This is a genomic window from Inquilinus sp. OTU3971 (assembly GCF_038440215.1).
Window position 1 is genome coordinate 1 of sequence record NZ_JASATH010000106.1, and the last position, 26,832, is coordinate 26,832.

Sequence of the window (26,832 nt, forward strand, 5' to 3'; positions counted from 1 at the left end):
GGTTAATCCGCCGCATAGCCGATCTCCGTTCGTCAGGGCTGGGAATATCGGGGCCGGCCACCGATATTGTCCCCCACGGTTTCACGAGGTCGGTCGCGGCGCGGCCGTCGGGGTATTCGATGCAGGCACCGGTCAACCCGCCGCGGGTCGAGATCCGCACCACCGTCACCATCCCGATCCTGGACGGGGCGGGGAAGGGCGTGTTTCACACCTTCAGCGGCTTCGGCGACGGCGGCGAGCATTTCGCCATCGCCCTCGGGCCGCAAGGCCGCGACGTGCCGCTGGTGCGGGTGCATTCGGAGTGCCTGACCGGCGATGTCTTCGGCTCGCAGCGCTGCGATTGCGGCCCGCAGCTGAACGACGCCCTGCATCGCATTGGCAAGGAAGGCGGTTTCGTCCTTTATCTGCGTCAGGAAGGGCGGGGCATCGGCCTCTATGCCAAGCTCGACGCCTATGTGCTGCAGGACCAGGGGCTCGACACCTTCGAGGCCAATGAGCGGCTGAACTTTCCGCACGACATGCGGGACTTCACCCCGGCGGCGCAGATGCTGCTGGCGCTCGGGGTCAAGCGGATCCGGCTGCTGACCAACAACCCCGACAAGGCGAAGCAGCTCGAGGCTGCCGGGATCGAGATCGCCGAGATCGTCCCGACCGGCGTCTTCATCACCGAGCACAACATCCAGTACCTTGAGGCCAAGGTGAAGAAGCACTCGCATCGAATTGATCTGACGGAGATTTCCGGTCAGGCCAAGGTGCTGCCCATGGCTGTCGGCGACACCCCGGGGGTGCGCCGCCTGGGCAAGCCTTGACACTGCTGGCCGGGCTCTCGCCGGGTTTCGGCTTCGGCGGCGTCCTTCGCGACACGCTGCCGGAGCCGCTGCGCGACGCCGCGCCGCCCACCCGGATGGCGGGCGAAGACGAAGCCTGGATGCTGGAGACGCTGCGGACGGCGATGACCCACAACGGGTTGTCGGACCCGAACCCGGTGGTCGGCTGCATCATCGTCCGCGATGGTCACGTGATCTCGCGCGGCGCCACCGAGCGGATCGGCGAGCGCCATGCCGAGCGCGCGGCGGTCGAGGCAGTGGCCGACCGTTCGGCGTTCCGCGGCGCCACCGCCTATGTCACGCTCGAACCCTGCAGCCATCACGGCCGCCAGCCGCCCTGCGCCGACCTCCTGGCCTCGCTCGGTCTGGCGCGCTGCGTGGTGGCCCTGCGCGATCCGTTCCCGCTGGTCGACGGCACCGGCCTGGCCCGGCTGCAGGCCGCCGGCGTCGCCGTCAGCGTCGGCGCGCTGGCGCCGGAGGCGGCGGCCTGGCACGCGCCCTTCCTGCTGCGGCAGCGTCTCGGCCGGCCGCTGGTGGCGGCGAAATGGGCGCAGACGCTGGACGGCCAGCTCGCTTATGACGACGGTGCCGAGCGCTGGCTGACCGGCAAGGCGGCGCGTGCCCACACCCATTGGCTGCGCCAGAAATACGACGCCATCCTGGTCGGCGCCGGCACCGTGCTGGCCGACGATCCCGCCCTGACCGTGCGCGACGCCGCCGGCGACCGGCACCGCCATCCCCTGCGCCTGGTCTACGACCCGAACGGTCGGGCCCTGGCCGCCCTGCCGCAGCGGCTCGACCGTTGGAAATCCGGGCTGCTCTCCGCTGACGCGCCGACCGTGTTCCTGCTGAGGCAGGCGGCGGCGCGGCAGGCGGCGGCGCTGGAGGCCTTGCTGCCGCCCTCGGCGGCGATGCTGGCGCTGCCGGACGGGCCGCCGGTCGACGCCCTGTTCGACACGTTGGCCGGGCCGGCCATGGTGGCGCGGCTCGGCCGGCCGGTCGGCTCGGTCATGGTCGAGGGCGGCCCGCGCCTGCTCGGCCTGCTGCTCGAGGCCGGCCGCGTCGACCTGGCCCATGTTTTCATCGCGCCGGTGATCGGCGGCGGCGAGCGCAACCGCATTTCCTTCCCCGGCAGCGCCGCCGCGACGCGTGACTGGCGGCCCATCGCCACCGCCGCGCTCGGCCCCGACCTGCTGGCGGAATACGTCTCGCCGGCCGTGGCGGCGCATCTGGCGCGGCTTGTCGACGCCGGTGCCACGACCCCGCCACTTCGCCATGGCTAAACGATCGCGCGCATTGTACCGTGCGCGCCCTGCGGTCCGGCGTGCCGGGCCGGATCTGTGATGTCTCGGCCGGGCCAGCCCGAACCGACCGAACCCATGAGAGCTTGCCGTCGATGATGTATTTCGCCCCGTGGAAGAAGGTCACCATCCTGGTGGTGTGCCTCCTCGGCGTGATCCTGAGCCTGCCGAACCTCCTGCCGCGCAGCACGCTCGACGCGCTGCCGTCCTGGATCCCGGCCCGCCAGATGAATCTCGGCCTCGACCTGCGGGGTGGTTCCTACCTCCTGCTGGAGGTCGACATGAAGGCGGTGGTCGACGCCCGCCTCGCCAACATCCAGGATTCGATCCGCAGCCTGCTGCGGCGCGAGAACATCGTCTTCAGCGACCTTGCGGTGAACGACCATTCGGTCAATTTCACCCTGTCCGACCCCGGCCAGGCCGACCGGGTGCGGACGCTGCTGGCCGAGAATCTGCTGACCGGCGCCGTCGACCCGCTGGCCGGCGGCCAGCGCGACCTCGACATCAGCGTCGGCAGCGACGGCAAGGCCGGCCTGACCCTGACCGAGGTGGGCCTGCGCGACCGCGAGGCGCGGGCGGTCGAACAGTCGATCGAGATCGTCCGCCGCCGCGTCGACGAGAGCGGCACGCGCGAGCCGCTGATCTCGCGCCAGGGCTCGAGCCGCATCCTGCTGCAGCTGCCGGGCGAGCAGAACCCCGACCGCATCCGCCGCCTGCTGGGCCAGACGGCGAAGATGACCTTCCACCTGGTCAATCTCGACTACCAGCCGGGCCAGCCGGTGCCGCCGGACACCGAGGTGCTGCCGATCGAGAATCCGCGGCAGGGTGAGCGCACCTCGATCGCGGTGCGCAAGCGGATCGAGGTCGACGGCGCCAACCTGACCGACGCCCGCGCCGGCACGAATTCGCAGAACGGGCAATGGGTGGTGAACTTCGAGTTCGACAGCGCCGGCGCCCGCCGCTTCGGTCAGGTCACCCAGGCCAATGTCGGCAAGCCCTTCGCCATCGTGCTCGACGACAAGGTCATCACCTATCCGAACATCAACGAGCCGATCCTGGGCGGCCGCGGCCAGATCAGCGGCAACTTCACTGCCCAGAGCGCCAACGACCTTGCCGTGCTGCTGCGCGCCGGCGCGCTGCCGGCGCCGCTGACCATCGTCGAGGAACGCACGGTCGGCCCCGACCTGGGCGCCGACGCCATCCAGGCCGGCATCATCGCCGTCGCCGTCGGCTTCGTCCTGGTCATCACCTACATGCTGCTGGCCTATGGGCTGTTCGGCCTGTTCGCCAACATCGCCCTGGTCATGAACATGGTGCTGACGGTGGCGATCCTGTCGCTGCTCGAAGCGACGCTGACCCTGCCCGGCATCGCCGGCATGCTGCTGACCCTCGGCATGTCGGTCGACGCCAACATCCTGATCAACGAGCGATTGCACGAGGAGACGAAACGGGGGCGGTCGCCGTTCTCGGCGATGGATGCGGGCTTCAGCCGGGCCTTCGGCACGATCTTCGACGCCAACATCACCTCGCTGATCAAGATGGCGATCCTGTACACGCTGACCACGGGCCCGGTGCGCGGCTTCGCCGTCACCACCGGGATCGGCATCCTGACCTCGATGTTCACCGCCATCGTGCTGGTGCGGTTCATGATGGTCACCTGGATCCGCCGTAAGCGCCCCACCGTCCTGCCCGTGCTGAGGAAAGCGTGATGTTCTGGCTCCGTCTCGTCCCGGACGACACCAAGATCCCGTTCATGCGGGGCCGCATCGCCGGCCTCGCCACCTCGGCCTTCCTCAGCATCGCCTCCGTGGTGCTGTACTTCCATCCCGGGCTGAACTACGGCGTCGACTTCAAGGGCGGCATCGCCATCGAGATCCAGACGCCGCAGGCGGCCGACTTCACGGTGCTGCGCTCCGGGCTCGATGCCCTCGGCCTCGGCCAGGTCCAGCTGCAGCAGTTCGGCTCGCCCAGCGACGTGCTGATCCGGATGGAGGCGCAGCCGACCGAACAGCAGCAGCAGGCGGCGCTCGACACGGTCAAGAAGACCCTGACCGACACCGTGCCGGGCACGGTGATCCGCAGCGTCGATTCCGTCGGCAGCACGGTCTCGGGCGAGCTGTTCCAGAACGGCATGCTGGCGCTCGGCCTCGCCCTGGTCGCCATGCTGTTCTACATCTGGTTCCGCTTCGAATGGCAGTTCGGCGTCGGCGCCGTGGTCACCATGGTCCTCGACGTCACCAAGATGATCGGGGTCTATGCCGTCACCGGCATGCAGTTCAACCTGACCTCGATCGCGGCGCTGCTGACCATCCTCGGCTATTCGGTCAACGACAAGGTCGTGGTCTATGACCGGGTGCGCGAGAACCTGCGGCTGTACAAGTCGATGCCGCTGCGGGAATTGATCGACCTGTCGATCAACCAGACGCTGAACCGCACCATCGGCACCTCGCTGGCCACCTTCCTGGCCTGCCTGCCGCTGGCGATCTGGAGCGGCGAGAACCTGCAGCAATTCGCCATCGTCATCCTGATCGGCGTCGTCGTCGCCACCACCTCCTCGATCTTCATCGCGGCGCCGATCCTGCTGTTCCTCGGCGAGGACAAGCTGTTCCGCAAGAAGGCGCCGCCGGCGGCTCCGGCGGATGGCAAGCCGGCGGGCAAGGGGGCCTGATCCGGCGATGGCGGCGCGGCCGATCCTGATCGGCAGCGAGGTCTACCGGCGTTCCAGCTACGGGCCGAAGCATCCGCTCGCCATCCCGCGGGTGTCGACTGCACTCGACCTGATCCGGGCCCAGGGGTGGCTGGCCGGCGGCCAGTACCGTGAGGGCCCGCTGGCCGGGGCCGGGGCCCTGACCCGGTTCCACCACCCGGACTATGTCGCGGCGGTGCAGGATGCCGAGCGCGACCAGGATCTCGATCCGGCGCGCCGGCAGCGGCACAATCTCGGCGGGATCGAGAACCCGATCTTCGGCGAGGTGTTCCGCCGCCCGGCCACCGCCTGCGGCTCCTCGCTGCTCGGCGCCGGCCTGGTGGCGGAGGGGGAGGTGGTCTACAGCCCCGCGGGCGGGCTGCATCACGGCCGGCCCGACCGCGCCTCCGGCTTCTGCTACTTCAACGACCCGGTGCTGGCGATCCTCGACCTGCTGGACCGCGGCGTCGACCGCATCGCCTATCTCGACGTCGACGCCCATCACGGCGACGGGGTGCAGGACGCCTTCGCCGGCGACGCCCGGGTGCTCACCGTGTCGGTGCATGAGGCGCAGCGCTGGCCGTTCACCGGCAAGGTCGACGACCGCGGCGGCGGCAACGCCCGCAACCTGGCGATGCCGCGCGAGCTGAACGATGACGAGATGGCGGCGGTGCGCGACCAGGCGCTGCTGCCGCTGGTCGAGCGGTTCCGGCCGCAGGTCGTGGTGCTGCAATGCGGCGCCGACGCGCTGCATGACGATCCGCTGAGCCGTCTGTCGCTGTCCAACCACGCCCTGTGGGACGTGGTGGCGGCGGTGCGCGATATCGCGCCGCGTCTCCTGGTGCTGGGGGGCGGTGGCTACAATCCCTGGACCGTGGGGCGCTGCTGGGCCGGGGTTTGGGCGGTGCTGAACGGCTTCGATCCGGCGGCGCCGCTGACGGTGGCGTCCCGTACGGTGCTGGCCGGCCTGTCCTGGTCGCGCCGCCGCGGCACCCCGCCCGAACCTGCCTGGTTCGACCGGATGGACGACCTGCCGCGGCCGGGCTCGGTGCGACCGGAGGTCCAGGCCGTGATCCGTGCCGTCATGACACCCTGACGAGATGGGACGACCGATGAAGACGCTCCTCGCCGCTTTTGCCATGCTGCTTGCCGCCGTCGGTCCCGTCCCGGCGCAGGAGGCGGCCCAGTTCAAGACCAGCGACCTCACCATCGAGACCGCGGCGGGCAAGAGCTTCCGTTTCGCAGTCGAGCTGGCGCTGACGCCGGAGCAGCAGCAGCGCGGCCTGATGTTCCGCGAGACGATGGCGCCGGACGCCGGCATGTTGTTCGTGTTCGACCAGGCCGGGCCGCGGGCCTTCTGGATGAAGAACACGCTGATCCCGCTCGACATGATCTTCATCCGCACCGACGGGACGATCGCCAACATCCTCGAGAAGGTGCCGCCGCAGACCCTGGATCCCCGCGCCTCGGACGGGCCGGCCAAGGCGGTGCTGGAGTTGAACGGCGGCATCGCCCGCTTCCTCGACATCAAGCCGGGCGACCGGGTGGTCCACTCGCTGATCGGCGCGGCCAAGGGCTAGGTCAGCGCGGTTTGGTGGTCTCCTCGTCCGGGCCGGGCAGGGGCGGGGCCCAGCCGCGGCCGGCGGCGATCATGCAGGACTGCCCGTCCGGCCCCGTATAGAGCAGCGTCCAGCTCCGCCCCTTCGGCGCCGTGAACAGCTCGACCCGGCCACCGCTGTTGGCGGTGCCGGCGCCCGCCGGCGCCTCCTGGAAGGCGCGTGCCAGATAGTCCACCACCACATCGTGCGGCCCGCAGGAGGCCGGTGCCGCCAGGGCCGGGGCTGCCAGGAGAATGCCGGAAAATGCGATCGCTGCCGCACGGGCCATGCCTGCCTCGAAGCCGTGTCGGAGTCTCTGCGGCCGGGAGGCCAGGAAACCGGTATAATCGGAGAGCCTCGGCCAGACCAGCCATACGACAGCCGGCCCCGCGCCGGAAATCGCCAGCCGGACCGTGAAGGGGCGACACGATTGCGGGCTGAGGGGCATGCCGGATACCAGGACTGAGATCGAGCCGAGGCTGCGGGAGGTGGCGCCGCCGCCGCCCTTGCCCACGCCGGCCCGGACCGCGCGCGGCAAGACACCCCGCCGGCGCCGCCTTCTGCTGCTGGCGCTGCTGGTCCTCGGCCTGACCGTGGCCGGCGGGGCGTGGTATCGCTGGGGCCGCGCGGTCGCGCCCGACCAGCTCTGGCTCACCGCCACGGCGGAGCGTGGCGACATCGAGGATGCGATCACGGCGCTGGGGACGCTGCAGCCGCTGAGCTATGTCGATGTCGGCACCCAGGTCTCCGGCCAGCTCAGGACCCTGCATGTCGCGATCGGCGACCGGGTGAAGGCCGGCGACCTGCTGGCCGAGATCGACCCGACCGTCTACCAGTCGCGGGTCGAGGCCGACCGGGCGCAGATCGCCAACCTCGCCGCCCAGCGGGCGGAGAAGGAAGCGCAGCTCCTGCTGGCCCGGCAGCAGGCCGAGCGGCAGCGCAACCTGAAGGCGTCGCGTGCCACCAGTGACGACGCGCTGCAGGTGGCCGAGGCGGCGTTCGCCGCGGCCCAAGCCCAGCTCGACGCCATCGACGCCCAGACCCGCCAGATCCAGTCGACCCTGAAGGGCGACGAGGCCAATCTCGGCTACACCAAGATCTACGCGCCGATCGACGGCACGGTGGTGTCGCAATCGGCGCGCCGGGGCCAGACCCTGAACGCCAACCAGTCGGCCCCGATCATCGTCCAGGTCGCCGACCTGACGACCATGACCGTCGAGGCGCAGGTCTCGGAGGCCGATGTCAGCCGGCTGCGGCTCGGCATGACCGCCTATTTCACCACCCTCGGCATGCCCGACAAGCGCTGGTACGGCGCGCTGCGGCAGATCCAGCCGACGCCGGAGGTGGTCAACAACGTCGTGCTCTACAACGCGCTGTTCGACGTGCCGAACCAGGACGGCGCGCTGATGACGCAGATGACGGCGCAGGTGTTCTTCGTCTCGGCCGCGGCCCAGGACACGCTGCTGGTGCCGGTCACGGCGCTGTCCGGCCTGTCGCCCGGCACCTCCTCGGCCGCGCCGGGGCGGGCCACGGTACGCGTGCTGAAGCCGAGCGGGTCGATCGAGACCCGCGCGGTGACGGTCGGCGTCACCAACCGGGCGCAGGCGGAGATCCTGAGCGGGCTGGAGCCGGGCGAGCAGGTGATCACCGGCTCCCGCCGGCCGAATGCCGCGCCGCAGCAGGCCGGGCCGGTCCGGACTCCGAGGCTCTGATGGACATCCGCGAGCCCCGGCCGGCGGCAGCCGGTGATCAGACGCCGGCGACATCCGGCCAGGCCGCCGCCCGGCCGCTGGTGTCGCTGCGCGACGTCACCAAGACCTATGTCAACGGCGACCTGGCGGTGGAGGTGCTGCACGGCATCTCGCTGGACATCCACTCCGGCGAGTTCGTCGCCATCATGGGCGCCTCGGGTTCGGGCAAGTCGACGCTGATGAACATCCTCGGCTGCCTCGACCGGCCGACCGGCGGCACCTACCGGGTCGACGGCACCGATGTGGCGACGCTGGACCGCGACGCCCTGGCGCATCTGCGGCGCGAGACCTTCGGCTTCATCTTCCAGAGCTACAACCTGATCCCGTCGGCGACCGCGGCCGAGAATGTCGAGGTGCCGGCGATCTATGCCGGCATCTCCGGCGCCGAGCGGCGCGAGCGGGCGGAGCAGCTGCTGGGCTCGCTCGGCCTCGGCGACCGCACCGGCCACCGGCCGAACCAGCTGTCGGGCGGCCAGCAGCAGCGGGTGTCGATCGCCCGCGCCCTGATGAATGGCGGCCGGGTGATCCTGGCCGACGAGCCGACCGGCGCCCTGGACAGCCGCAGCGGCGCCGAGGTGATGGCGCTGCTGAAGCGCATGAGCGAGGCCGGCCGCACCGTCATCCTGATCACCCATGACCGGGCGGTGGCGGAGCACGCGCACCGGCTGATCGAGATCCGTGACGGGCACATCGTCGGCGACAGCGGAGCGCGCGGGCCTGCGGTGGCCGCGGCCGGGGCCGAGGGAATCCATGCGGGCGATGCCGGCGCGCTGGGCGTCGCCGACATGGCGGAGGCGGTGAAGATGGCGCTGCGGGCGCTGCGCGCCAACCTGTTCCGCACCATCCTGACCCTGCTCGGCATCGTCATCGGCGTCGGCGCGGTGATCGCCATGCTGGCGATCGGCGACGGGGCGAAGCAGTCGGTGGTCGACCGCATCTCGGCGATGGGCACCGACCTGCTGCTGATCCGCCCGGCGCAGAGCAACAACCGCACCGCCGACGGCGTGATCGCGACGCTGGTGCCGGAGGACGCCGAGGCGCTGGCGGAGGTGCCCAACGTCGCCGCAGCGGTGCCGGAGCTGACCGGCACCGTCACCCTGCGCTACGGCAACACCGACTACTCGACCCAGGCCGACGCGACGACGCCGGACTTCACCAAGGCGCGCAACTGGTCGGTCGAGCGCGGCAGCTTCATCGCGCCGGGCGATCAGGCCAGCTACGCCCCGGTGATCGTGCTGGGTCAGACCACGGCGCGGATCCTGTTCCCGGACGGTGTCGATCCGCTGGGCCGCTACGTCCTGGTCAACAACATCCCGTTCCAGGTGATTGGGCTGATGGAGCCGAAGGGCGCCACGACGTGGGGCACCGACCAGGACGATATCGCCTTCATGCCGCTGTCGACCGGCAGCCTGCGGGTGTTCGGGAAGCGCTTCGTCCGCTCGATCACCGTGCAGGTCGAGGACACGGCACGGATCGACGAGACCCAGGCCGATGTGCAGGCGCTGCTGGAGGCGCGGCACCGCCGCCCGGACGTGCAGATCCGCAACATGTCGTCGCTGATCGAGACCGTCTCGGCGACGCAGAACACGCTGACCATCCTGCTCGGCTCGGTCGCCGCCATCTCGCTCCTGGTCGGCGGCATCGGGGTGATGAACATCATGCTGGTCAGCGTCACCGAGCGCACGCGGGAGATCGGGGTGCGGATGGCGACCGGCGCCCGGATGCGCGACATCCTGCAGCAATTCATCACCGAATCCGTGGTGGTCTCGGCGATCGGCGGCGCCATCGGCGTGGTCGGCGGCCTGGCCGTGGCGGCGGCGCTGCGGGCCTTCGGCACGCCGATCCTGTTCTCGCCCGGGCCGGTGCTGCTGGCCTTCGGCTGCGCCTTCCTGACCGGCCTGATCTTCGGCTACATGCCGGCGCGCAAGGCCGCCACCCTCGACCCCGTCGTCGCCCTGTCCGCCGAGTGACCATGCTTCGCTTGATGCGTGTCCCAAGTCCTTTCGCGGCAATCCAAGGCCGTGACCGATTGCCTCTCCCGCTCGCCGGAGAGGTCGGAGACGCGAAGCGGCTCCGGGTGAGGGGAGTTCGTCGAGACCTGGACCAGCCCTCACCCGGACATCCTGGCGGATGTCCGACCTCTCCCGCGTCCGGCGGGAGAGGCAAAACGAGATCGCCCGGCGCCATTCGGATTCGCTCAACGGTTCTGCCCACCGTCCTGACCGTCGCCCTGCTGGCCGGCTGCGCCGGGCCGGAGGACGACAAGCCCGCCCTCGACATCCCCGGCGGCTGGAAGGCCGAGGGACCGGCCGGCACCACCTGGCCGGAGACGGGCTGGTGGCGCAGCTTCGGCTCGTCCCAGCTCGACGGCCTGATCCGCACCGCCCAGCAGAACAACCAGGACATCGGCGCCGCCGTCGCCCGGGTGCTGCAGGCCGATGCCCAGGCGCGGATCGCCGGCGCGCCGCTGCTGCCCAGCGTCGGCGCCGCCGGCGACGCCTCGCATTCGGTCTCGCCGGAGCGCGCCAGCAGCTTCGGCACCGGTTCCAGCCGGACGATCAGCGACCAGTTCTCGGCCGAGCTTTCGGCGAGCTACGAGATCGATCTCTGGGGCAAGAACCGGGCGGCGCTGCAATCGGCGCAGGCCTCGGCGCTGGCCAGCCGCTACGACCGCGACACCGTCGCCCTGACCGTCACGTCCAGCACCGCCACCACCTATGTACAGGTGCTGGAGTTCCAGGATCGGCTGGCGATCGCGCGCGACAACCTGGCCAACGCCCAGCAGGTGCTGAATGTGGTGCTGGCGCAGGAGAGTGCGGGCGCCGCCTCGGCCCTCGATGTGGCGCAGCAGCGCACGGTGGTGGCGCAGCAGAAGGCCGCGATCCCGCCGCTGGAGCAGCAGCGCCAGCAGACCGAGACCGCGCTTGCGCTGCTGCTCGGCGAGCCGCCGGAGCGGCTGTCGCTGCAGCGCCAATCGCTCGACGACCTGGAGATCCCGGTGGTGGCCGCGGGCCTGCCGTCCTCGCTGCTGGACCGCCGGCCGGACATCCAGAACGCCGATGCGCAGCTGCTCGCCGCCCGGTTCAACGCGAAGGAGGCGAAGGCGCAGCTGTTCCCGTCGATCCAGCTGACCGGGCAGGGCGGGGTCCAGAGCGCGGCGCTCGGCACCCTGTTCAACTCCGCCAACACCCTCTACAGCCTCGCCGCCTCGCTGACCCAGCCGATCTTCGAGGGCGGCGCCCTGCGCGGCGCGGTCCAGCTCACCGAGGCGCAGTACCAGGAGCTGGGCCAGACCTATGTGAAGACCGTGCTGGCCGCCTTCGGCGATGTCGAGAACGCGCTGATCGCGACCCGCCAGAGCGGGCTGGCCTACCAGGCGCAGCAGGAGGTGGTGGCCCAGGCGCGCGAGGCGTTCCGCCTGTCCGACGCGCAGTACCGGGCCGGCGCCGTGGACCTGCTGACCGTGCTGAACGCGCAGCAGAGCTACTTCTCCGCCCGCGACCAGCTGGTCCAGGCCAAGTCCAACCGGCTGCAGGCGGCGGTCGCGCTCTACAAGGCGCTGGGCGGCGGCTGGTCCGTGTCCTCGGTGAAGGCTGCCGCCGGCAGCTGAAGCGTGTCGCATACCCAATTGGGGCGTAGCGCAGCCTGGAATCCGCCATCTTGGCAATCGATGCTATGGTTGGAATTGCGGCATCCAGGCAGGGGGAGCCGGGTTGGCTGAGTCGGATCGCGCGGCCGTCCTGATCGACCGCATCTATGCGGCGCTGGTCGGTGAGATCGGGTGGGACCTGTTCCTGCGGGAGGTCGCGACCTGCCTGCCGAACGGCAAGGCGGTGCTGTTCTTCCACGACATCGACAGCGGCGGTGGCGCGTTTTCCCTGAACACCGGCTTCTCGGCCGATGCGGTCGCTGCCTATGGCAGCCATTTCAGCCGGGTGAATCCGTGGATGCGGGCAGCGGCGCAGCGCCCGGTCGGGCTGGCGGTGCGGGCGGAGGAGATGCTGCCGCGTCCCGATCTGCTGCGCACCGAATTCTACGCCGACTATCTGCAGCCTTACGGCCTCGGCACGGCCGTCGGCGTCACGGTGTACAAGGAGGAGCGCTGCAACTTCATGCTCAGCGTGCTGGGCGCGGAGGCGGACGATGCCACTGTGGATTCCGCCCGCGCGCTGCTCGGCCAGCTGGCGCCGCATCTGCGCCGGGTCTTCGTCTATTACCGCCGCTCACCGCAGGCCGGCGCCGTCCTACAGGACGGCCTGTCGGTGCTGGACCTGCTCGGCATCGGCCTGATCCTGGTCGCGCCGGACCGGCGGGTCCGCCACTGCAACCAGGCGGCAGAGGTCCTGATCGCCGCCGGCGGCGCGGTCGGCCAGGACGGGGAGGGGTGTCTGCGCTTCTCCTCGCCCGAGGTCACCGTGGCGCTCGACCGCGCCTTGGGAACGATCCGCCTGGGTCTGTCGCGCGGCCTGCTCGACACGCAGCTGCTGCGGCGCGACGGCGACCGCGCGCCGCTGCGGGTGCGGTTTGTACAGCTGGATCCTGCATCGGTGCAGGTGTTCTTCGCCGGTGCCGCGGCGATGGTGCTGATCGAGGACCCGGCGATCTCTTCCGCCGCCGCGCGGATCGAGAGCGCCCGCGCCGCCTATGGCCTGACCGCGGCGGAGCTGCGCGTGGCGCGGCGGCTGATCGAAGGCCTGACCCCGACCGAGATCGCCGCGGTCGACGGCGTCTCGCCGCTGACCGTGCGCAGCCAGCTGAAGAGCATCTTCGCCAAGACCGACACCCGCCGCCAGGCCGAGGTGGTGCGGAAGCTTTCGGCGGGGGTGCTGTAGGGGAGAACCTTAACTCTCTCCCGCACCCCGCTTCCGCGCCAGGGCCACGCCGTCGCCGATCGGGATCAGCGAGAAGTCGACCCGCTTGTCGTCGCGCAGCATCGTGTTGACCCGGCGGATCGCCTCGGTGCCCGGCGTGCGGTCGGCAGGGTCGGCCACGCGGCCGCTCCACAGCGCGTTGTCGACCAGCAGCAGCCCGCCCGGGCGCAAGAGGCCGATCGCCGCCTCGGCATAGGCCGGGTAGTTGTCCTTGTCGGCATCGACGAACACCATGTCGACGGTCCCGGCCCAGTCCGCGCGCGTCAGCTCTTCGAGCGTGTCGAGGGCCGGCTGCAGGCGCAGCTCGATCCGGTCGGCGACCCCCGCCTCCTGCCAGTAGCGCCGGGCGACCGAGGTCCATTCGGCGCTGACGTCGCAGCAGAGGAGACGGGCTTCCGGCGGCAGCGCCAGCATCACCGCCAGCGCGCTGTAGCCGGTGAAGGTACCGATCTCGACCAGCCGGCGGGCGCCGATCAGCCTGGCCAGCAGGGCCATGAACTGGCCCTGCTCCGGCGTGATCTGCATTCCGGCCCGATCGGCCGCGACCCGGCGCGTCTCCTGCCGCAGCCGGGCCAGGATCTCCGGCTCACGCAGCGAGGCGTCGAGCAGATAGGTCTGGAGCGCGTCGTCGAGGCCGATGCTCATGGCGTCACATGCACGCTGGGGTTGCGCTGTACCGGGACCGGCCGGCGCAGCTCGTTGCGGATCTTCATCGCCTCGAACACCGGGGCGGTGCCGGGGCGCGGCACGAACCGGCCTTCGCCGCGCTGCACCTTCAGCTCGTTGTTCTCCCACACCACCTTGCCCTGGCTCAGGGTGATGACGGGCAGGCCGCGCACCTCCATCCCCTCGAACACATTGACCTCGATGTTGGAATGCTGGGTGGCGGCGCTGATGGTCCTGGTCGCGGCCGGGTCCCAGACCACCAGGTCGGCGTCGGCGCCGGGCGCGATCACGCCCTTCTGCGGGTAGAGGTTGAAGATCTTCGCGGCGTTGGCCGAGGTGGCGGCGACGAACTCGCTCGGGGTCAGCCGGCCGGTGTTGACGCCATGGGTCCACAGCACCGCCATCCGATCCTCGATGCCGCCGGTGCCGTTCGGGATCAGGGTGAAGTCGTCGATCCCCATCCGCTTCTGCTCGGTGCGGAAGGCGCAATGGTCGGTGGCGACGACCTGCAGGCTGCCGGCGGTCAGCCCGTCCCACAGCGACTTCTGGTGGTCCTTGGAGCGGAAGGGCGGGCTCATCACCCGGGCGGCGGCATAGGCCCAGTCCTTGTTGCGGTACTCGCTCTCGTCCAGGGTCAGGTGCTGGATCAGCGGCTCGCCATAGACCCGCTGGCCGTTGGCGCGGGCCCGGGCGATCGCCTCATGCGCCTCGCGGCAGGAGGTGTGGACGATGTAGAGCGGCACCCCGGCGGCGCCGGCGATCATGATGGCGCGGTTGGCGGCCTCGCCCTCGACCTCCGGCGGGCGGGACAGGGCGTGGCCCTCCGGCCCGGTGATGCCGGCCTCGAGCAGCGCCTTCTGCAGCAGCCAGACGATGTCGCCATTCTCGGCATGCACCATGGGCAGGGCACCGAGCTCGCGGCAGCGGGTGAAGCTGTGCATCAGCACGTCGTCATCGACCATCAGGGCGTTCTTGTACGCCATGAAGTGCTTGAAGCTGTTGACGCCGTGGTCCGCCACCAGCGTGCCCATCTCCTCCCGCACCTGGTCGGACCACCAGGTGATGGCGACGTGCAGCGACCAGTCGGAAACCGCCTTCTCGCCCCATTCGCGCCACTGCCGATAGCCGTCCAGCAGGCTCTGCTGCGGGCCGGGGATGCAGAAGTCGATGATCATGGTGGTGCCGCCGGACAGCGCCGCGGCGGTGCCGGTGTAATAGTCGTCGGCCGCCACCGTGCCCATGAACGGGAACTGCATATGGGTGTGCGGGTCGATGCCGCCCGGCAGCAGGTAGCTGCCCGAGGCGTCGATCACCCGGGCGCCGGTCGGGGCGGCGAGGTCGGGGCCGACGGCGACGATCCTGCCGTCGTCGCAGATCACATCGGCGCGGAAGCTGCGGTCGGCGTTCACCACCGTGCCGCCCTTGAGTGCGATCGTCATGGCCGGCGCTCTCCTCTTGTCGCGTGCCTTGTCCCTGTTGCTGGGGAGAGTGGGACGGATCGCGAGGCGAGGCAAGATCGATCCTGACCGTTTGGTCAGGCCGGCCGCCGACACAAAAAGGCCGGGGCCTGCACGGCCCCGGTGAGGTCAGGGAGGAAAGCGGCTCATGTGGAGCCGATGAATACGTTACGTATCTTTCTTTCGTGAGTCAATACGGAATGTATCTCCCTCTAGTCCCGCATCACCCATTTGACCGGCACGGCCCATTCGATCGCGACATCGGAGATCAGAGGCGCGTTGTAGCTGAACAGGGTGAAGAAGCCGGGGCCGCCGCCGCGCATCAGGATCTTGACGAAGGTCCGGCCGTCGGCCAGCCGGATCACGCATTCCCGGCCGATCAACTGGTCCGGATCGGCCCGGACGTTGCGATAGTAGATGATGTCGCGGTCGCGGAAGGCGGGGGCCATCGAATCGCCGCGGACGATGACGGCGACCGTGTGCTCGTCGGCCGCCGGTGGTGCGTCGGCCTCGTCGATCCGCTCGGTCGACTGGTCGCCCTCGAACATGTGGATCTCGGCCCCGGCGCCGACATGGCCGACCACCGGCACCATCGGGCGCAGCCCCGCCGGGGCACCCTCGCCGGTGAGCAGCCAGGCCTCGGAGACGCCGAAGGCGGCGGCGTATCGCCCGGCGGCGTCGCGGCGCAGGCCGCGCAGCCCGGATTCATGGGCGCGGTAGGTGATCGGGCTCCAGCCGAAGGCGCGGGCGGCGTCCGCAGCGGTCTCGTGACCCGCCTTGGTCCGTGCCAGCACGAGGCGTTGATGCGGTTCCAGCATGCCGGGCATTTAGCACGTTTTGTAACTGGGCAACAATTCATTTCGTATTGCGTTAACTGAATACGAAACGTATCGTCGACTCATGGATGAGCCGATCATGAACTTCGATGACCTGTTCACTCGCTGGCCGAGGCAGGGTCATCTCTCCACCGATCTCGGCGTGTCGCCGCAGCATCTGCGGATGATGCGGGTGCGCCGGTCGGTCCCGGTACGCTTCTGGCCCCGCTTCGTCGCCGCCGCCGCCCGGCGCGGCATCTTCGGCGTCGACTACGACCTGCTGGTCCGGCTGCACGCCGAGGAGGCATCGCAGCGCCCTCGACGCCACTCAACCCCGTCACGGAGAAAGCCATGAGCACCCTGCCGACCCTCGACCAGATCGAGGGCATGCCGATCGCCGCCGTCGCGGCGCTGCCGGCCGAAGCGCTGGCGCAACTGGTCGACGACCTGGTCGTCCTGGTCGAGCACAGCCGCAGGCTGCAGGCGGTGATCGCCGGCGCGCTGGTCCTGCGCAGCGGCCGGCCGGCCGTGCGGGTCGTCGGCGGCAGCGAGGTCGAGCGGTGGCTGCGATGAGCGAGCCGCGCAGCAGCCTGTCGCGAAACCAGCGGCGTTCGCCGGCGCAGGCGGAACAATTGCGCCGGATGCGGGCCGCGGCCTGGCACGGCCAGGGTGTCGTCGTGATCCGGCCCGAGGAGGTCGAGGACGACTGGATCCGCCAGGCGATCGTGAACGAGGCCGACCGCCTCTACGGCAAGCGGAAGATGGAGGCGTGAAAAGCCGGCGCCCTGCCGGACGGATCAGGAGCTACGCCTTGCCGCCGAACAGCGCCTCGGCCCGTCGCCTGATCTCCTCCGGCGGCACGTCCTCGATATGGCTGGCGATGCTCCAGACATGGCCGAAGGGGTCGACCACGGTGCCCAGCCGGTCGCCGTAGAACTGGTCGGCCACCGGCCGCGACAGGGTGGCGCCGGCGGCCAGGGCCCGCTCCACCACCGCGTCGACATCCACGACATAGAGATGCAGCGAGACCGGCGTGCCGCCGATGGCGGTCGGGCTGGACCAGCCCGACTCCGGCATCTCGTCGGCCAGCATGATGAGGCTGCCGCCGATCGTCAGCTCGGCATGGCCGATGGTGCCGCCGGGCGCGTCCATGCGCATGCGCTCGGCGGCGCCGAAGGCGGTGCGGTAGAAGTCGATCGCCGCGGCGGCGCCGCGGACGATGAGATAGGGGGTGACGGTCGGGTAGCCGTCCGGAATCGGCTTCACCTGCACGGCCATGGCCTCCTCCCTGAGGTGGATCGCGGCGCGTTCGATCGCGCCCTGCCGCCGATCATACAGGATGCGCGCCGGGGCGGGCAGGGTGGGCGGGCGCGATCAGGCGGCCGTTCTGTCGGGTGCTTCCGTCAGCAGCTCCGCCACCGCCCGGATGATGCGGTCCGGCCGGATCGTCGAGCCCGACGGTACCCCGTCACCGGTTCCGTCGACCCAGATCGCGTGGATGCCCAGGCGCTGCGGCGCCGCCACCTCCCATTCGAGGTTGTCGCCGACCATCCAGGTCTCGGCCGGATCGACTCCCAGCACCTGCAGCGCATGGCGATAGGCGCGCTCCTCCGGCTTGCCGAAGCCGTGCTCGCCCTCGATCTGGATGTGATCGAACCGATGCGCCAGGTCGAAGCGCGCGATCTTGGCGCGCTGGGCCTCGGCCGCGCCGTTGGTGACCAGGGCCAGACGGATGCCGAGCGCCCGGAAGCCGTCGACCACGGCATGGGCGTCGGGAAACAGGTGCATCTGCTCGTCGCGATAGGCGGTGAAGCGGTCGGCGAGGCGGTGGAGGACCGCGGCGGCGGGAAGCGGGCGGCCGCCGGCGGCGAGGGTGTCGAAGGCGCCGGCCACGATCACGCGCCGGGCCTCGCCGATCCGCTGGCGCCAGATCCGGTGGCGGTCGGCGTCGGCCCAGAAGTCACGCGCGAAGGCGCCGATTGCGGCGGCGATCTCGGCGGAGGACCACGGAGCCAGCGCCTCGGAGAATTCGGCGGTGACCGCGGCCCAGGCGGCCTCCGGTCGGCCATAGGCAGAGATCAGCGTCTCGTCGAGGTCGAACAGGATCGCGCGGGGAAGCTGCATTCTGGGCCACCGGTCTGCGGATCGAGCCTGCATTTGCGCCGGGCGCGGCGTCCCACGCAAGCGTGCTGGCGAACAGGCGTCCCGACGGTCAGTGCCGCGGCGGCTTCGCCCGCGGCGCCGGATGCTTCGGAGCGGGGCGGTGGGGACGATCCTCCTCGATCCGGATGTGTCGGTCCTGCGCGTCCGGCCGGCGGATCGAGGAGGCGAAGCGGCCGGCGGCGTGGCGGGCAATCTCGACCCGGCTCTGCCGCTCGGCGATCTCGATCCGGCCGATCTCGGCCTTGGTGACATGGCCGCGGCGGCACAGGAAGGGCAGCAGCCAGCGCGGGTCGGCGTTGTTGGCACGGCCGACATTCATCCGGAACCAGACCGATTCACCGTCACCCTCGCGGGCCGGGCCGCCCTCCCGGGCGGGACGGGGCGGGCGCCGGTCGGCCGAGGCGGGCCGCTCCGGCGGCGGCGACAATTCCTCGGGCGCGGGAAGCAGGCTGCGATGCAGGCGGACCAGGGCGACGGCGAGATCCTCGGCGCTGCGCTCGGCCAGCAGGGCGCGAGCGCCCGCCAGGTCCTCTTCCGTCGCCGGCTCGGCCAGGATCGTGTCCTGGGCCAGCCGTGCCTGGTCGCGGGCGCGGATCTCGTCCGCCGCCGGCGGCGGCGACCAGACCGCCTCGACCCGGGCGGCGCCGAGTAGCCGTTCGGCCTGGTAGCGGCGGTTGAACGGGACCAGCACGACGCTGACGCCCTTGCGCCCGGCCCGTCCGGTGCGGCCGCTGCGATGCTGCAGGACCTCGGCGTCACGCGGCAGCTCGGCATGGATGACCAGGCCGAGGTCCGGCAGGTCGAGCCCGCGCGCCGCGACGTCGGTGGCGACGCAGACCCGCGCCCGGCCGTCGCGCAGCGCCTGCAGAGCCCGGTTGCGCTCGACCTGGCTCAGCTCGCCGGACAGCGCCGCCACGGCGAAGCCGCGTTCGAGCAGGTTGCCCTGCAGGCGGCGCACCGCCTCGCGGGTCGAGCAGAACACGATGGCACCGCGCGCCTCGAAGAAGCGCAGGATGTTGACGACGGCCCGCTCCGCTTCGTGTGGCGCGACCGGCATGGCCCGGTACTCGATATCGCGATGCGGCTCGTCGCGTGCCGACATGGCGATGCGCAGGGCATCGTGCTGGAAGCGCCGGGCGAGAGCGATGATCTCCTTCGGCAGCGTGGCCGAGAACAGCAGGGTCCGGCGCTCCGCCGGGGCTGCGTCGAGGATCGCCTCGAGATCCTCGCGAAAGCCGAGGTCGAGCATCTCGTCGGCCTCGTCCAGTACCACGGCGCGCAACGCCGAGAGGTCGAGCTGGCCGCGCTCGATATGGTCGCGCAGGCGCCCAGGCGTGCCGACGACGATGTGGCAGCCGGCGGCCAGCAGGCGCTGCTCGCGCCGGGCGTCCATGCCTCCGACGCAGGCGAGGACGCGGCCCCCGGCCGGCTGGTACAGCCAATCGAGCTCGCGCTGCACCTGCAGTGCCAGCTCGCGGGTCGGGGCGATCACCAGGGCAATCGGCGCCCCGCCGGGCCCGAGGCGCTCGGCATCGCCGAGCAGCGTGCTGCCGAGGGCCAGGCCATAGGCGACGGTCTTGCCCGAGCCGGTCTGGGCCGAGACCAGCAGATCGCGGTCCGCATTCTCGGATTGCAGCACCGCGGCCTGGACCGGCGTGGGTTCGGCATAGCCGCGCTCGGACAGGGCGTGCAGCAGGCTGGCGGGGGCGGGGGAGAAGGGCATGTCGCACTAGACCCTTGTTTCGAGCCGTGGCGGACACTGCTCCTGATGGGGATCCCGGTTTTCTCAAATGCCGAAGGACGGCCGCCGCATCGCTGCGGGCCGGTCCAACGGCAAAAGATCTCTGGATCGTCGCGCGCATCGATACGCGAACCGGGCGCCGCGCACAAGGGCAGGGCTGCCTTCGGGGTGCGACGGTTTCGCCCCACCAGCCGACGACCGATCCGGAACGAAGGCCGAATCTCGGTCGGGACCCACCCGGCGCACCATGCCTGGCGCGAGGGACCGGAGCACCGATCGGTTGAATGTGCTCATCGCCAGCCCGCTCGAGGAGGAGCACGTCGCCCGCATCCGCGCCGTCGCCCCCGACATGGTAGACGTCATCCACGAGCCGGATCTCCTCCCGCCGACCCGGTATGTGGCCGACCACAACGGCCCGGCAGGATTCCGGCGCGGCGAGGAACAGGAAGCGCGCTGGCGCCGGCATCTCGCGAACGCGGATATCCTGTGGGGCTTCCCGCCGGATGCCACGGACGGGTCCCCCGGCCGCTCGCTGGCGCCCAGGGTCAAATGGATCCAGGCGACCAGCTCAGGGATCGGGAGCAGGGCCGCGTGAACGAGATGACGAGCCTGTTCGACCGTTCGCTGACGCACGAGCACGCTTGATGGGCTCGTCGCATCGAACGAACTGGCGCCCGAATTCGGGTTCTCTCGGCGTGACAAGCACCCTCGATCGCTGCCTTGCCCGGGGAATCGCCTGTGGCAGTCATTCGATGCAACAACCAGGGGCGTCGCTGGCCGTGCCGCCATCAAAGCCTTGGCGTTCGATCTTCAGGCAACCGCAGCGGCCCCAGCTGTTTGGCGATATTGGCAGCGTGCGGACTTTGCCTCGCCTGCCTGAGCGCCGGGCACAGGCTGGGACGGTCCGAAGGTCGGAATCGGTGGCAATTGGCCGACCGTCACAAGCCCCCATGCGATCCTTCGGCCCCGCTTGAACTCGCCGCCGAAAAGGTGCGTTATGGCTCGAAGAACGGAACTGCCCGACCGAGCCTCGGCTCCCCATCGGCAGTGTATTGGAAGCACTGGATCGCCCCGTGAGCACCGATACGATCGCGAGCGCGCCTAGGCGCGATGATTCGCGCGCCCATATTGCAGCGGCACAATGGGGCCGCGGAGTCGGTACACTCCTTCGCATTACCCGCATGACGTTGCGTCATCCTTGGCAAGTCGGCATCGCCATCGGATCGACCTTCATTGCCGCGACCCTTCAATTGTTCATCCCCCGTCTCCTCGGCCAGGCCGTCGACCAGGCCCGCGGCGTTCTCGCGGCCGCGGGTGAATCGGCGATGCAGGCCGAGACGGCGCTGATGACGACCGCTCTGGTGCTGCTCGCAGTCAGCGTCTTCCGCGGCATCTTCACGATGCTGCAGAATTATTTCGGGGAAGCGGTCGGGCACCATATCGGCTACGAGTTGCGTCTCGCCTGCTACGAGAAGTTGCAGCGCCTGAGTTTCAGCTTTCACGACCGGGTGCACACCGGCGACCTGATCACGCTCGGCATGCTGGACCTCGAAGGTGTGCGCATGTTCTTCAGCACCGGGGTCGTACGGCTCGTGTTGCTGACGGTCTTGATCGGCGTCGGCGCCTATCTGCTTCTCAGCACGGATCTGGTGCTCGGCCTGCTGAGCCTGAGCTTCGTGCCGTTCGTCGCCTGGCGCTCCTCGGTGACTCAACTCCGCATGCGCTCGACTTGGCTCACCCTGCAGGATCGTATGTCCGTCCTCAGCCGGGTCATGGAGGAAAACCTTGGCGGGATTCGCGTCGTGCGCGCATTCGCGGCCCAGAAGCACGAGCTCGAGAAGTTCGACCGGGCCTCGCAAAGCGCCCTCGAGATCGGGCACGAGCGCGTGGATCTCCGCGTGGTCAACACCTCCGCCATGAATTTCTCCTTCTTTCTCGCGATGGGGCTGGTGCTCTGGGTCGGCGGCAACAGGGTCATCGATGGCGAGATCAGCGTCGGCACGCTGGCGACCTTCCTGACCTTCACGACCATCCTGCAGATGCCCGTACGCCAGCTGGGCCTTCTGGTGAATTCCTTCGCCCGTGCCTCGACATGCGGGACGCGTCTCTTCGACCTGCTCGATCTCGATCTCGCCATCAAGGACGAGCCGGGAGCCAAGGACCTCGTGGTGACCGACGGCGTCCTGCGGTTCGAGGACGTCGATTTCCGCTATCCGGGGGCCGGGGAGCGCAAGGTCCTGTCCGGCATCAGCTTCGAGGCGCGGCGTGGCGAGACCATCGGGATCGTCGGATCCCCGGGGGCGGGCAAGTCGAGCCTGGTGCATCTCATTCCGCGCTTCTACGACGTCGCCGGCGGCAGGATCACGATCGACGGGCAGGACATCAGCAAGGTCACGCTCAACTCCCTGCGGCAGGCGGTCAGCATCGTGCAGCAGGATTCCTTCCTGTTCACCACCTCGATCGAGAACAACATCGTCTATGGCAATCCATGGGCGAAAGACGACCAGATCGCGCGCGCCAGCGAATCCGCCCAGTTGCACAACTACATCCTCGGGCTGCCGATGGGCTACGGCACCGTCGTCGGCGAGCGCGGAGTCTCCCTCTCCGGTGGGCAGCGCCAGCGGCTTTCGATCGCGCGCAGCCTGATGCTGAAGCCCGCCATCATGGTGTTCGACGATTCCACCGCCGCGATCGACGCCGGCACCGAGCAGCGGATCCGCAGCGCCATGCGGCGCTTCGCCAAGGGCCGCGTGACGCTCGTCATCGCCCATCGGCTGAGCTCCCTGATGCACGCCGACCAGATCCTGTTCATCGAGGATGGCCGCATCATCGAGCGCGGCACCCATGAGGAACTGCTCGCCCAAGGCGGCCGATACCGAGCGCTCTACGACCTTCAGATGCGGCCCGGCGACGACGCCGCGCAGCCGGCGGTGAACTGATGCCCGTTAAATCCGAGGACAGAGACGAGGTCGAGGATCAGCGCGGCCGTCCGCCGCGCGCCGTCGTCGGATCCCATCGCCCGGAAGAGGAGGTGTTCGGTGCGGCCTTCGACGGGCGCATCGTCCGCCGCATCTGGCAATTCGTTTATCCGTATCGTCGCAAGATGATCGTGGCGATCGCGGCGGTGCTGCTCTTCACCCTGAGCCAGGTCGCCATCCCGCTGATCATCCGCTTCGCGATCGATCATGGCATGGCGGCCGGCAGTCGCGGCGCCCTGATGGCAGCCGTGATCGCCTTCGCCGTGGCGATCCTGGTCAACTACGGCGCGAGCCATGTGCAGGAGACGGTGGTCGGCAAGGCTGCAGAGAACGTCCTGTTCGACATGCGCCGCGCCATGTTCGAGCATCTGCAGCGCGTGTCCCTGTCCTTCATGGACAAGACGGAGGTCGGCCGGCTGATGTCGCGACTGCAGGGCGACGTCAACTCCATGCAGGAATTCATGGAGACGTCGGTGCTCTCCGTCGGCGACATGGCGCTCCTGGCCGGCATCATCACCGTGATGCTTCTCCTGGACGTCCGGCTTGGCCTTCTCACCCTGTCGGTGATGCCGGTGCTGTTCGTCGTGCGCCTCTGGTGGCTGCCGCGAGCCCGCGACGCCTTCATGGCCGCCCATGAGACGAATTCGGTCGCGAATGGCGCGCTGGCCGAGGGGATCCACGGTGTGCGCACGGTCCAGAGCATGGGCCGTCAGCAGCTCAACCTGCGTCTCTATGGCGACAAGGCCCACGGCAATCTGCGCGCGCATCTCCGCGCCGCGAAATATGCACAGGTGATGGTGCCGATCGTGGACACGCTGACCGGCGTCGCCATGGCGGTGGTCATCGTCGTCGGCGGCTCGATGGTCCTGGGCAACACCCTGGACATCGGCATCATGGTCGCCTTCCTGTTCTATATTCAGCGTTTCTTCGACCCGATCCGTTCGCTGACCCTGCAGTACAGCGTCATGCAGCGGGCCATGGCCTCGGGCCACCGCATCGCCGAGGTGCTCGACATTCCCGTGGAGATCGAGGACCGGCCGGATGCGATCGATCTGCCGCCGGCCACGGACGGGTCGGTCGAGTTCAGGGATGTGACCTTCGGCTATCGGACCGGGCAGCCGGTGCTCAAGAATGTGAGCTTCCGCGTCAATCCGGGCGAGACCGTCGCCCTCGTCGGCCCCACGGGCTCGGGGAAGTCTAGCGCCATGGCGCTCGTGCATCGCTTCTACGATGTCTGGGACGGCCAGGTGATGGTGGGCGGCCACGACGTGCGGGACCTGACCCAGGATTCGCTCGGGCAGCAGGTGGCCATGGTCCTGCAGGAGCCGTTCCTGTTCTCGGGCTCCGTCTTCGAGAACATCCGCTATCACAAGACCGATGCAACCCTCGACACGGTGATCCGCGCCGCGAAGGCGGTGGGTGCCCACGAATTCATCACGCGTCTGCCCAACGGCTATGAGACGGTTCTGGACCAGCGCGGCGGAAATCTATCGATCGGCCAGCGTCAGCTCATCAGCTTCGCCCGGGCGCTGGTGTCGGACGCCCGGATCCTGGTCCTGGACGAGGCGACGGCGAATATCGACAGCTACACCGAAATGCTGATCCAGAAGGCCCTGGTCACCTTGCTGAAAGGACGCACGGGCCTGGTCATTGCCCATCGCCTGGCAACCATCCGCCACGCCGACCGCATCATCGTGCTGCAGAACGGCGAGAAGATCGAGGCGGGCACGCATGACCAACTGATGGCGGCCGAGGGACTCTACGCCCGGCTTTACACCATGAACTACGCGTCGTTCGACGACATCCCGGACGGGGTCGTCATGAATCAAGCGCCGGTGGGCGTGGCGACCTGAACCTCGGGCCGCGCTACTTCTCAGCCCGTCACGATCGCGTCGCATGCCCGGGCGATGCTTCCAGATGGGTGCGGATCTGGCCCGGCCTGTTCCGGGTCGCGGCCAGATTCCCAACAGCGGGCCTGCTTGGGCAAGGACGCTTTCGCCGGGATCCCTCGAAATCAAGCGGGTTCCACCTGCGTTTCCTCAAAATGGCTTCGGCCGACTTCCTCAGACCAATTCTCGCCCGTCCAGCGATGACGCTGGGATCTCTTGCATGAGATCTGAACAAATGTGGAACATCGGTCAGGACTATGTCGGGAGTCCTCGATTCGGAGCGCCGGAGCGGGTGCTGTTTTGTTCTCATTGGCCCGGCAGAAGCTCCTTGCCAACCCACTGCAAAACCTCTAGGAAACCTGCGGCGTTCGGGCCGACGGGGCGTAGCGCAGTCTGGTAGTGTGCCTGCTTTGGGAAAAGGCGGCGTCTACCGCCTAACCTTCTGATCTTCAATGCCGTTTTGCGCTTCTGTCGAATCCCGGTCGGGACCATGTCGGGACGCCGCAGCGGACCGGGACGCGGCCTCCATCATCTCCCGGATATCCTCCACCAGCACATGAGCGTACTTCGCCGTCGTCTTGATGTCGGCGTGACCGGGCTGCTTCTGGACCGCCTTCAGATTCCCCGAGGCCCACAGCCCGCGGGTGGCGCTGGTGTGGCGGGTGTCGTGCAGGCGGAAGTTCGTCACCCCGGCGTGGTCGAGCGCATCGCCCCATAGGCGCAGCCATCCGTCCCGGCGGATCGGATACCGCTCGCCTTTGCGGCGGACGATCGTGCCGTCACGGCTCGTCCGCGGCTTCTCGCAGATATAGGTGAAGACATAGACCGGATGGTGCCCGTGGCAGCCCCGCAGCAACGCGGCCATGGCGCGCGTCATTGGCACGATGCGGAGCTTGCCGCCGGGCCTCTTGCTCTTCCCGATGATGCGGATCTCCATCCGATCGAAGTCGACATCGGCCCAGGTGAGGCGCCGGCATTCGCCGAGGCGGTAGCCGCGGATCATGGCGAAACGGACGATCGGGTGCAGATCCTGCCGCAGGCTGGCGAAGATCCGGTCCTCCTCGTCATAGGAGGCTTCGCGGACGCGCTCCTCCGGCTCCTCGAGGAGGTGCTGGCCCCAGTCCGGCATGTCGCCGACATCGACCTTCCAGACCTTGTCCGCGCGCCGCCTCTATGCGCTTTGCAGCTTCGGCCTGCTGTGCCGCTGCTCGGTTCTTCGTGCCCGTGCTGCCATGAAATCGTAGGCCCCGGACGATGAAGTCGTAGTGATAGTACGGCTTTCCCTTCGGCTTGTAGACGGACACGGCACCTCCTGACGGCGGCGATGCTCGATGAAGAGCTCCAGATCTTCCGGTCTGAACTTCTTGGTTCGGCGACCGATCAGCACGTAGGGGATGTCGCCGGCGGCCACGTGTGCCTGCAGCGTGCTGCTGCAGATATCCAGCCGCCTTGCGGCCTTGGCATGGACTCCGAATCCAGACCGCAGGATGGCGGCAGTGCAGAAGATCGGCCGCTGCTTATTTCGATGGCCAACTCCGTTTCGCAAACTTGCCTGGAGGCCGGCTGCTTCAGGCTCCTCAACGCCGGCTCCGGTCTCTATTGCGGGCTCCCGGCAACTAGAACAGCTTTTGGGAGGTGGGCGGATCAATCCGCCTTTGCGCACCGGTGCAGGAAGGGCGTACCCCCTGCGGCGGAAAAACCTAGCTGCCGGACCTCGACTTCTTCAGACGCACGCCTGGACCGCTGCCGTTGTCCGGGATGAACTCGATCCCCGCTTCCTCAAGAGCCGCTCGGATCGCTTGGACTGTGCTGCCCTTCAACTGCTCTCCACGTTCAAGGCGCGTGATTGTGTTCGTTGAGACGCTCGCAAGTTTGGCCACCTCTCGAACCCCCAGATTCAGCGCGGCTCTAGCCATCCGGCACTGCTCAGGAGTCATTGATCAGCTTTCGATACAGTGTAGCGATTTTGCATCGACGCGCGACACGGAATTGGTGACGATGTAGCGATTCTCTCGACCTCACAAGGCGGGGGGGGGGGGGGGGGGGGGGGGGGGCGGCCCCCCGCGCCCACCCCCCCCCCACCCCCGCC

At 69.2% G+C, this 26,832-nt stretch carries 27 protein-coding genes; 16 read left to right on the forward strand and 11 right to left on the reverse strand.

The window, feature by feature from the left end; translation table 11 throughout:
* Positions 1-119 precede the first annotated feature (119 nt).
* From AAHM41_RS24045 to AAHM41_RS24070, 6 genes are all read left to right on the forward strand, one after another.
* Complete coding sequence (locus AAHM41_RS24045; RefSeq protein ID WP_342239122.1) at positions 120-809, forward strand: GTP cyclohydrolase II; 690 nt, start codon at positions 120-122, stop codon at positions 807-809.
* Positions 806-2,110: a bifunctional diaminohydroxyphosphoribosylaminopyrimidine deaminase/5-amino-6-(5-phosphoribosylamino)uracil reductase RibD gene (gene ribD, locus AAHM41_RS24050; protein ID WP_342239123.1), complete on the forward strand. Its 1,305-nt coding sequence runs from the start codon at positions 806-808 to the stop codon at positions 2,108-2,110. The genes AAHM41_RS24045 and ribD overlap by 4 nt, the downstream gene beginning before the upstream one ends.
* A 113-nt stretch (positions 2,111-2,223) precedes the next feature.
* Positions 2,224-3,837 carry a protein translocase subunit SecD gene (secD, locus tag AAHM41_RS24055; RefSeq protein ID WP_342239124.1) on the forward strand — a complete coding sequence of 538 codons (1,614 nt, stop codon included), beginning with the start codon at positions 2,224-2,226 and terminating at the stop codon, positions 3,835-3,837.
* On the forward strand, positions 3,837-4,796 hold the full coding sequence (secF, locus tag AAHM41_RS24060; protein ID WP_342239125.1) for a protein translocase subunit SecF: 960 nt from the start codon (positions 3,837-3,839) through the stop codon (positions 4,794-4,796). Before secD ends, secF begins: the two co-directional genes overlap by 1 nt.
* Before the next feature lie 7 nt (positions 4,797-4,803).
* Positions 4,804-5,910 (forward strand): acetoin utilization protein AcuC, encoded by a 1,107-nt coding sequence (locus AAHM41_RS24065; RefSeq protein ID WP_342239126.1) that lies wholly within the window; start codon positions 4,804-4,806, stop codon positions 5,908-5,910.
* A gap of 16 nt (positions 5,911-5,926) precedes the next feature.
* A complete protein-coding gene (locus AAHM41_RS24070) occupies positions 5,927-6,394 on the forward strand; it encodes a DUF192 domain-containing protein (protein ID WP_342239127.1) in 468 nt (155 codons plus the stop codon).
* A gap of 1 nt (position 6,395) precedes the next feature.
* On the opposite strand, the gene AAHM41_RS24075 is transcribed toward AAHM41_RS24070, so the two are convergent.
* The gene (locus AAHM41_RS24075; RefSeq protein ID WP_342239128.1) at positions 6,396-6,701 is read right to left on the reverse strand and encodes a hypothetical protein; all 306 of its coding nucleotides are present in this window, start codon (positions 6,699-6,701) and stop codon (positions 6,396-6,398) included.
* Between the two features lie 157 nt (positions 6,702-6,858).
* Between AAHM41_RS24075 and AAHM41_RS24080 the strand changes: the two genes are divergently transcribed.
* The 4 genes from AAHM41_RS24080 (at position 6,859) to AAHM41_RS24095 (ending at position 12,995) form a co-directional block, all read left to right on the forward strand.
* Positions 6,859-8,124, forward strand: a complete 1,266-nt coding sequence (locus AAHM41_RS24080; protein ID WP_342239129.1) for an efflux RND transporter periplasmic adaptor subunit — start codon at positions 6,859-6,861, stop codon at positions 8,122-8,124.
* The gene (locus tag AAHM41_RS24085) at positions 8,124-10,133 is read left to right on the forward strand and encodes a MacB family efflux pump subunit (RefSeq protein ID WP_342239130.1); all 2,010 of its coding nucleotides are present in this window, start codon (positions 8,124-8,126) and stop codon (positions 10,131-10,133) included. Before AAHM41_RS24080 ends, AAHM41_RS24085 begins: the two co-directional genes overlap by 1 nt.
* 107 nt (positions 10,134-10,240) lie before the next feature.
* Positions 10,241-11,773: an efflux transporter outer membrane subunit gene (locus AAHM41_RS24090; protein WP_342239131.1), complete on the forward strand. Its 1,533-nt coding sequence runs from the start codon at positions 10,241-10,243 to the stop codon at positions 11,771-11,773.
* 103 nt (positions 11,774-11,876) lie between these two features.
* Positions 11,877-12,995 (forward strand): helix-turn-helix transcriptional regulator, encoded by a 1,119-nt coding sequence (locus tag AAHM41_RS24095; protein ID WP_342239132.1) that lies wholly within the window; start codon positions 11,877-11,879, stop codon positions 12,993-12,995.
* A gap of 9 nt (positions 12,996-13,004) precedes the next feature.
* Here the strand turns inward: AAHM41_RS24095 and AAHM41_RS24100 are convergent, their stop codons facing one another.
* From AAHM41_RS24100 to AAHM41_RS24110, 3 genes are all read right to left on the reverse strand, one after another.
* Entirely contained in the window at positions 13,005-13,679 is a 675-nt protein-coding gene (locus AAHM41_RS24100) for an O-methyltransferase (RefSeq protein ID WP_342239133.1), read from the reverse strand.
* A complete protein-coding gene (gene hydA / locus AAHM41_RS24105) occupies positions 13,676-15,139 on the reverse strand; it encodes a dihydropyrimidinase (protein ID WP_342239134.1) in 1,464 nt (487 codons plus the stop codon). The genes AAHM41_RS24100 and hydA overlap by 4 nt, the downstream gene beginning before the upstream one ends.
* A 230-nt stretch (positions 15,140-15,369) precedes the next feature.
* Positions 15,370-15,975, reverse strand: coding sequence for a LexA family transcriptional regulator (locus AAHM41_RS24110; RefSeq protein ID WP_342239135.1), 606 nt, complete (start codon positions 15,973-15,975; stop codon positions 15,370-15,372).
* A gap of 97 nt (positions 15,976-16,072) precedes the next feature.
* Here AAHM41_RS24110 and AAHM41_RS24115 point away from each other — a divergent pair, with 97 nt between their 5' ends.
* The 3 genes from AAHM41_RS24115 to AAHM41_RS24125 are packed head-to-tail and all read left to right on the forward strand — an operon-like array spanning position 16,073 to position 16,745.
* Positions 16,073-16,327, forward strand: a complete 255-nt coding sequence (locus AAHM41_RS24115) for a hypothetical protein (RefSeq protein WP_342239136.1) — start codon at positions 16,073-16,075, stop codon at positions 16,325-16,327.
* Positions 16,324-16,545, forward strand: coding sequence for a hypothetical protein (locus tag AAHM41_RS24120; protein WP_342239137.1), 222 nt, complete (start codon positions 16,324-16,326; stop codon positions 16,543-16,545). Before AAHM41_RS24115 ends, AAHM41_RS24120 begins: the two co-directional genes overlap by 4 nt.
* The gene (locus AAHM41_RS24125; RefSeq protein WP_342239138.1) at positions 16,542-16,745 is read left to right on the forward strand and encodes a hypothetical protein; all 204 of its coding nucleotides are present in this window, start codon (positions 16,542-16,544) and stop codon (positions 16,743-16,745) included. The genes AAHM41_RS24120 and AAHM41_RS24125 overlap by 4 nt, the downstream gene beginning before the upstream one ends.
* Positions 16,746-16,776: 31 nt before the next feature.
* Here the strand turns inward: AAHM41_RS24125 and AAHM41_RS24130 are convergent, their stop codons facing one another.
* The 3 genes from AAHM41_RS24130 to AAHM41_RS24140 form a co-directional block, all read right to left on the reverse strand.
* Complete coding sequence (locus tag AAHM41_RS24130) at positions 16,777-17,250, reverse strand: VOC family protein (RefSeq protein ID WP_342239139.1); 474 nt, start codon at positions 17,248-17,250, stop codon at positions 16,777-16,779.
* Positions 17,251-17,346: 96 nt separating this feature from the next.
* The gene (locus AAHM41_RS24135) at positions 17,347-18,096 is read right to left on the reverse strand and encodes an HAD family hydrolase (protein WP_342239140.1); all 750 of its coding nucleotides are present in this window, start codon (positions 18,094-18,096) and stop codon (positions 17,347-17,349) included.
* 88 nt (positions 18,097-18,184) lie between these two features.
* Positions 18,185-19,858 carry a DEAD/DEAH box helicase gene (locus AAHM41_RS24140; RefSeq protein ID WP_342239141.1) on the reverse strand — a complete coding sequence of 558 codons (1,674 nt, stop codon included), beginning with the start codon at positions 19,856-19,858 and terminating at the stop codon, positions 18,185-18,187.
* 298 nt (positions 19,859-20,156) lie between these two features.
* On the opposite strand from AAHM41_RS24140, the gene AAHM41_RS24145 reads away from it, so the two are divergent.
* Together AAHM41_RS24145 and AAHM41_RS24150 are read left to right on the forward strand one after the other, a co-directional pair.
* Positions 20,157-20,471: a hypothetical protein gene (locus AAHM41_RS24145; protein WP_342239142.1), complete on the forward strand. Its 315-nt coding sequence runs from the start codon at positions 20,157-20,159 to the stop codon at positions 20,469-20,471.
* A gap of 478 nt (positions 20,472-20,949) precedes the next feature.
* Entirely contained in the window at positions 20,950-22,815 is a 1,866-nt protein-coding gene (locus AAHM41_RS24150) for an ABC transporter ATP-binding protein (RefSeq protein ID WP_342239143.1), read from the forward strand.
* Here AAHM41_RS24150 and AAHM41_RS24155 read toward each other — a convergent pair.
* Positions 22,770-23,063: a hypothetical protein gene (locus AAHM41_RS24155; RefSeq protein ID WP_342239147.1), complete on the reverse strand. Its 294-nt coding sequence runs from the start codon at positions 23,061-23,063 to the stop codon at positions 22,770-22,772. The two genes, AAHM41_RS24150 and AAHM41_RS24155, sit on opposite strands and share 46 nt — an antisense overlap.
* Between AAHM41_RS24155 and AAHM41_RS24160 the strand changes: the two genes are divergently transcribed.
* Positions 22,980-24,707: an ABC transporter ATP-binding protein gene (locus tag AAHM41_RS24160; protein ID WP_342239146.1), complete on the forward strand. Its 1,728-nt coding sequence runs from the start codon at positions 22,980-22,982 to the stop codon at positions 24,705-24,707. The two genes, AAHM41_RS24155 and AAHM41_RS24160, sit on opposite strands and share 84 nt — an antisense overlap.
* Positions 24,708-25,170: 463 nt before the next feature.
* Here AAHM41_RS24160 and AAHM41_RS24165 read toward each other — a convergent pair whose 3' ends face one another.
* From AAHM41_RS24165 to AAHM41_RS24170, 3 genes are read right to left on the reverse strand one after another with little or no spacing between them, the layout of a single operon-like run.
* The gene (locus AAHM41_RS24165) at positions 25,171-25,872 is read right to left on the reverse strand and encodes a tyrosine-type recombinase/integrase (protein WP_342239144.1); all 702 of its coding nucleotides are present in this window, start codon (positions 25,870-25,872) and stop codon (positions 25,171-25,173) included.
* A gap of 42 nt (positions 25,873-25,914) precedes the next feature.
* Positions 25,915-26,406, reverse strand: coding sequence for a helix-turn-helix domain-containing protein (locus tag AAHM41_RS40705; protein WP_446719483.1), 492 nt, complete (start codon positions 26,404-26,406; stop codon positions 25,915-25,917).
* 37 nt (positions 26,407-26,443) lie between these two features.
* Complete coding sequence (locus tag AAHM41_RS24170; RefSeq protein WP_446719484.1) at positions 26,444-26,680, reverse strand: helix-turn-helix domain-containing protein; 237 nt, start codon at positions 26,678-26,680, stop codon at positions 26,444-26,446.
* Positions 26,681-26,832 lie beyond the last annotated feature (152 nt).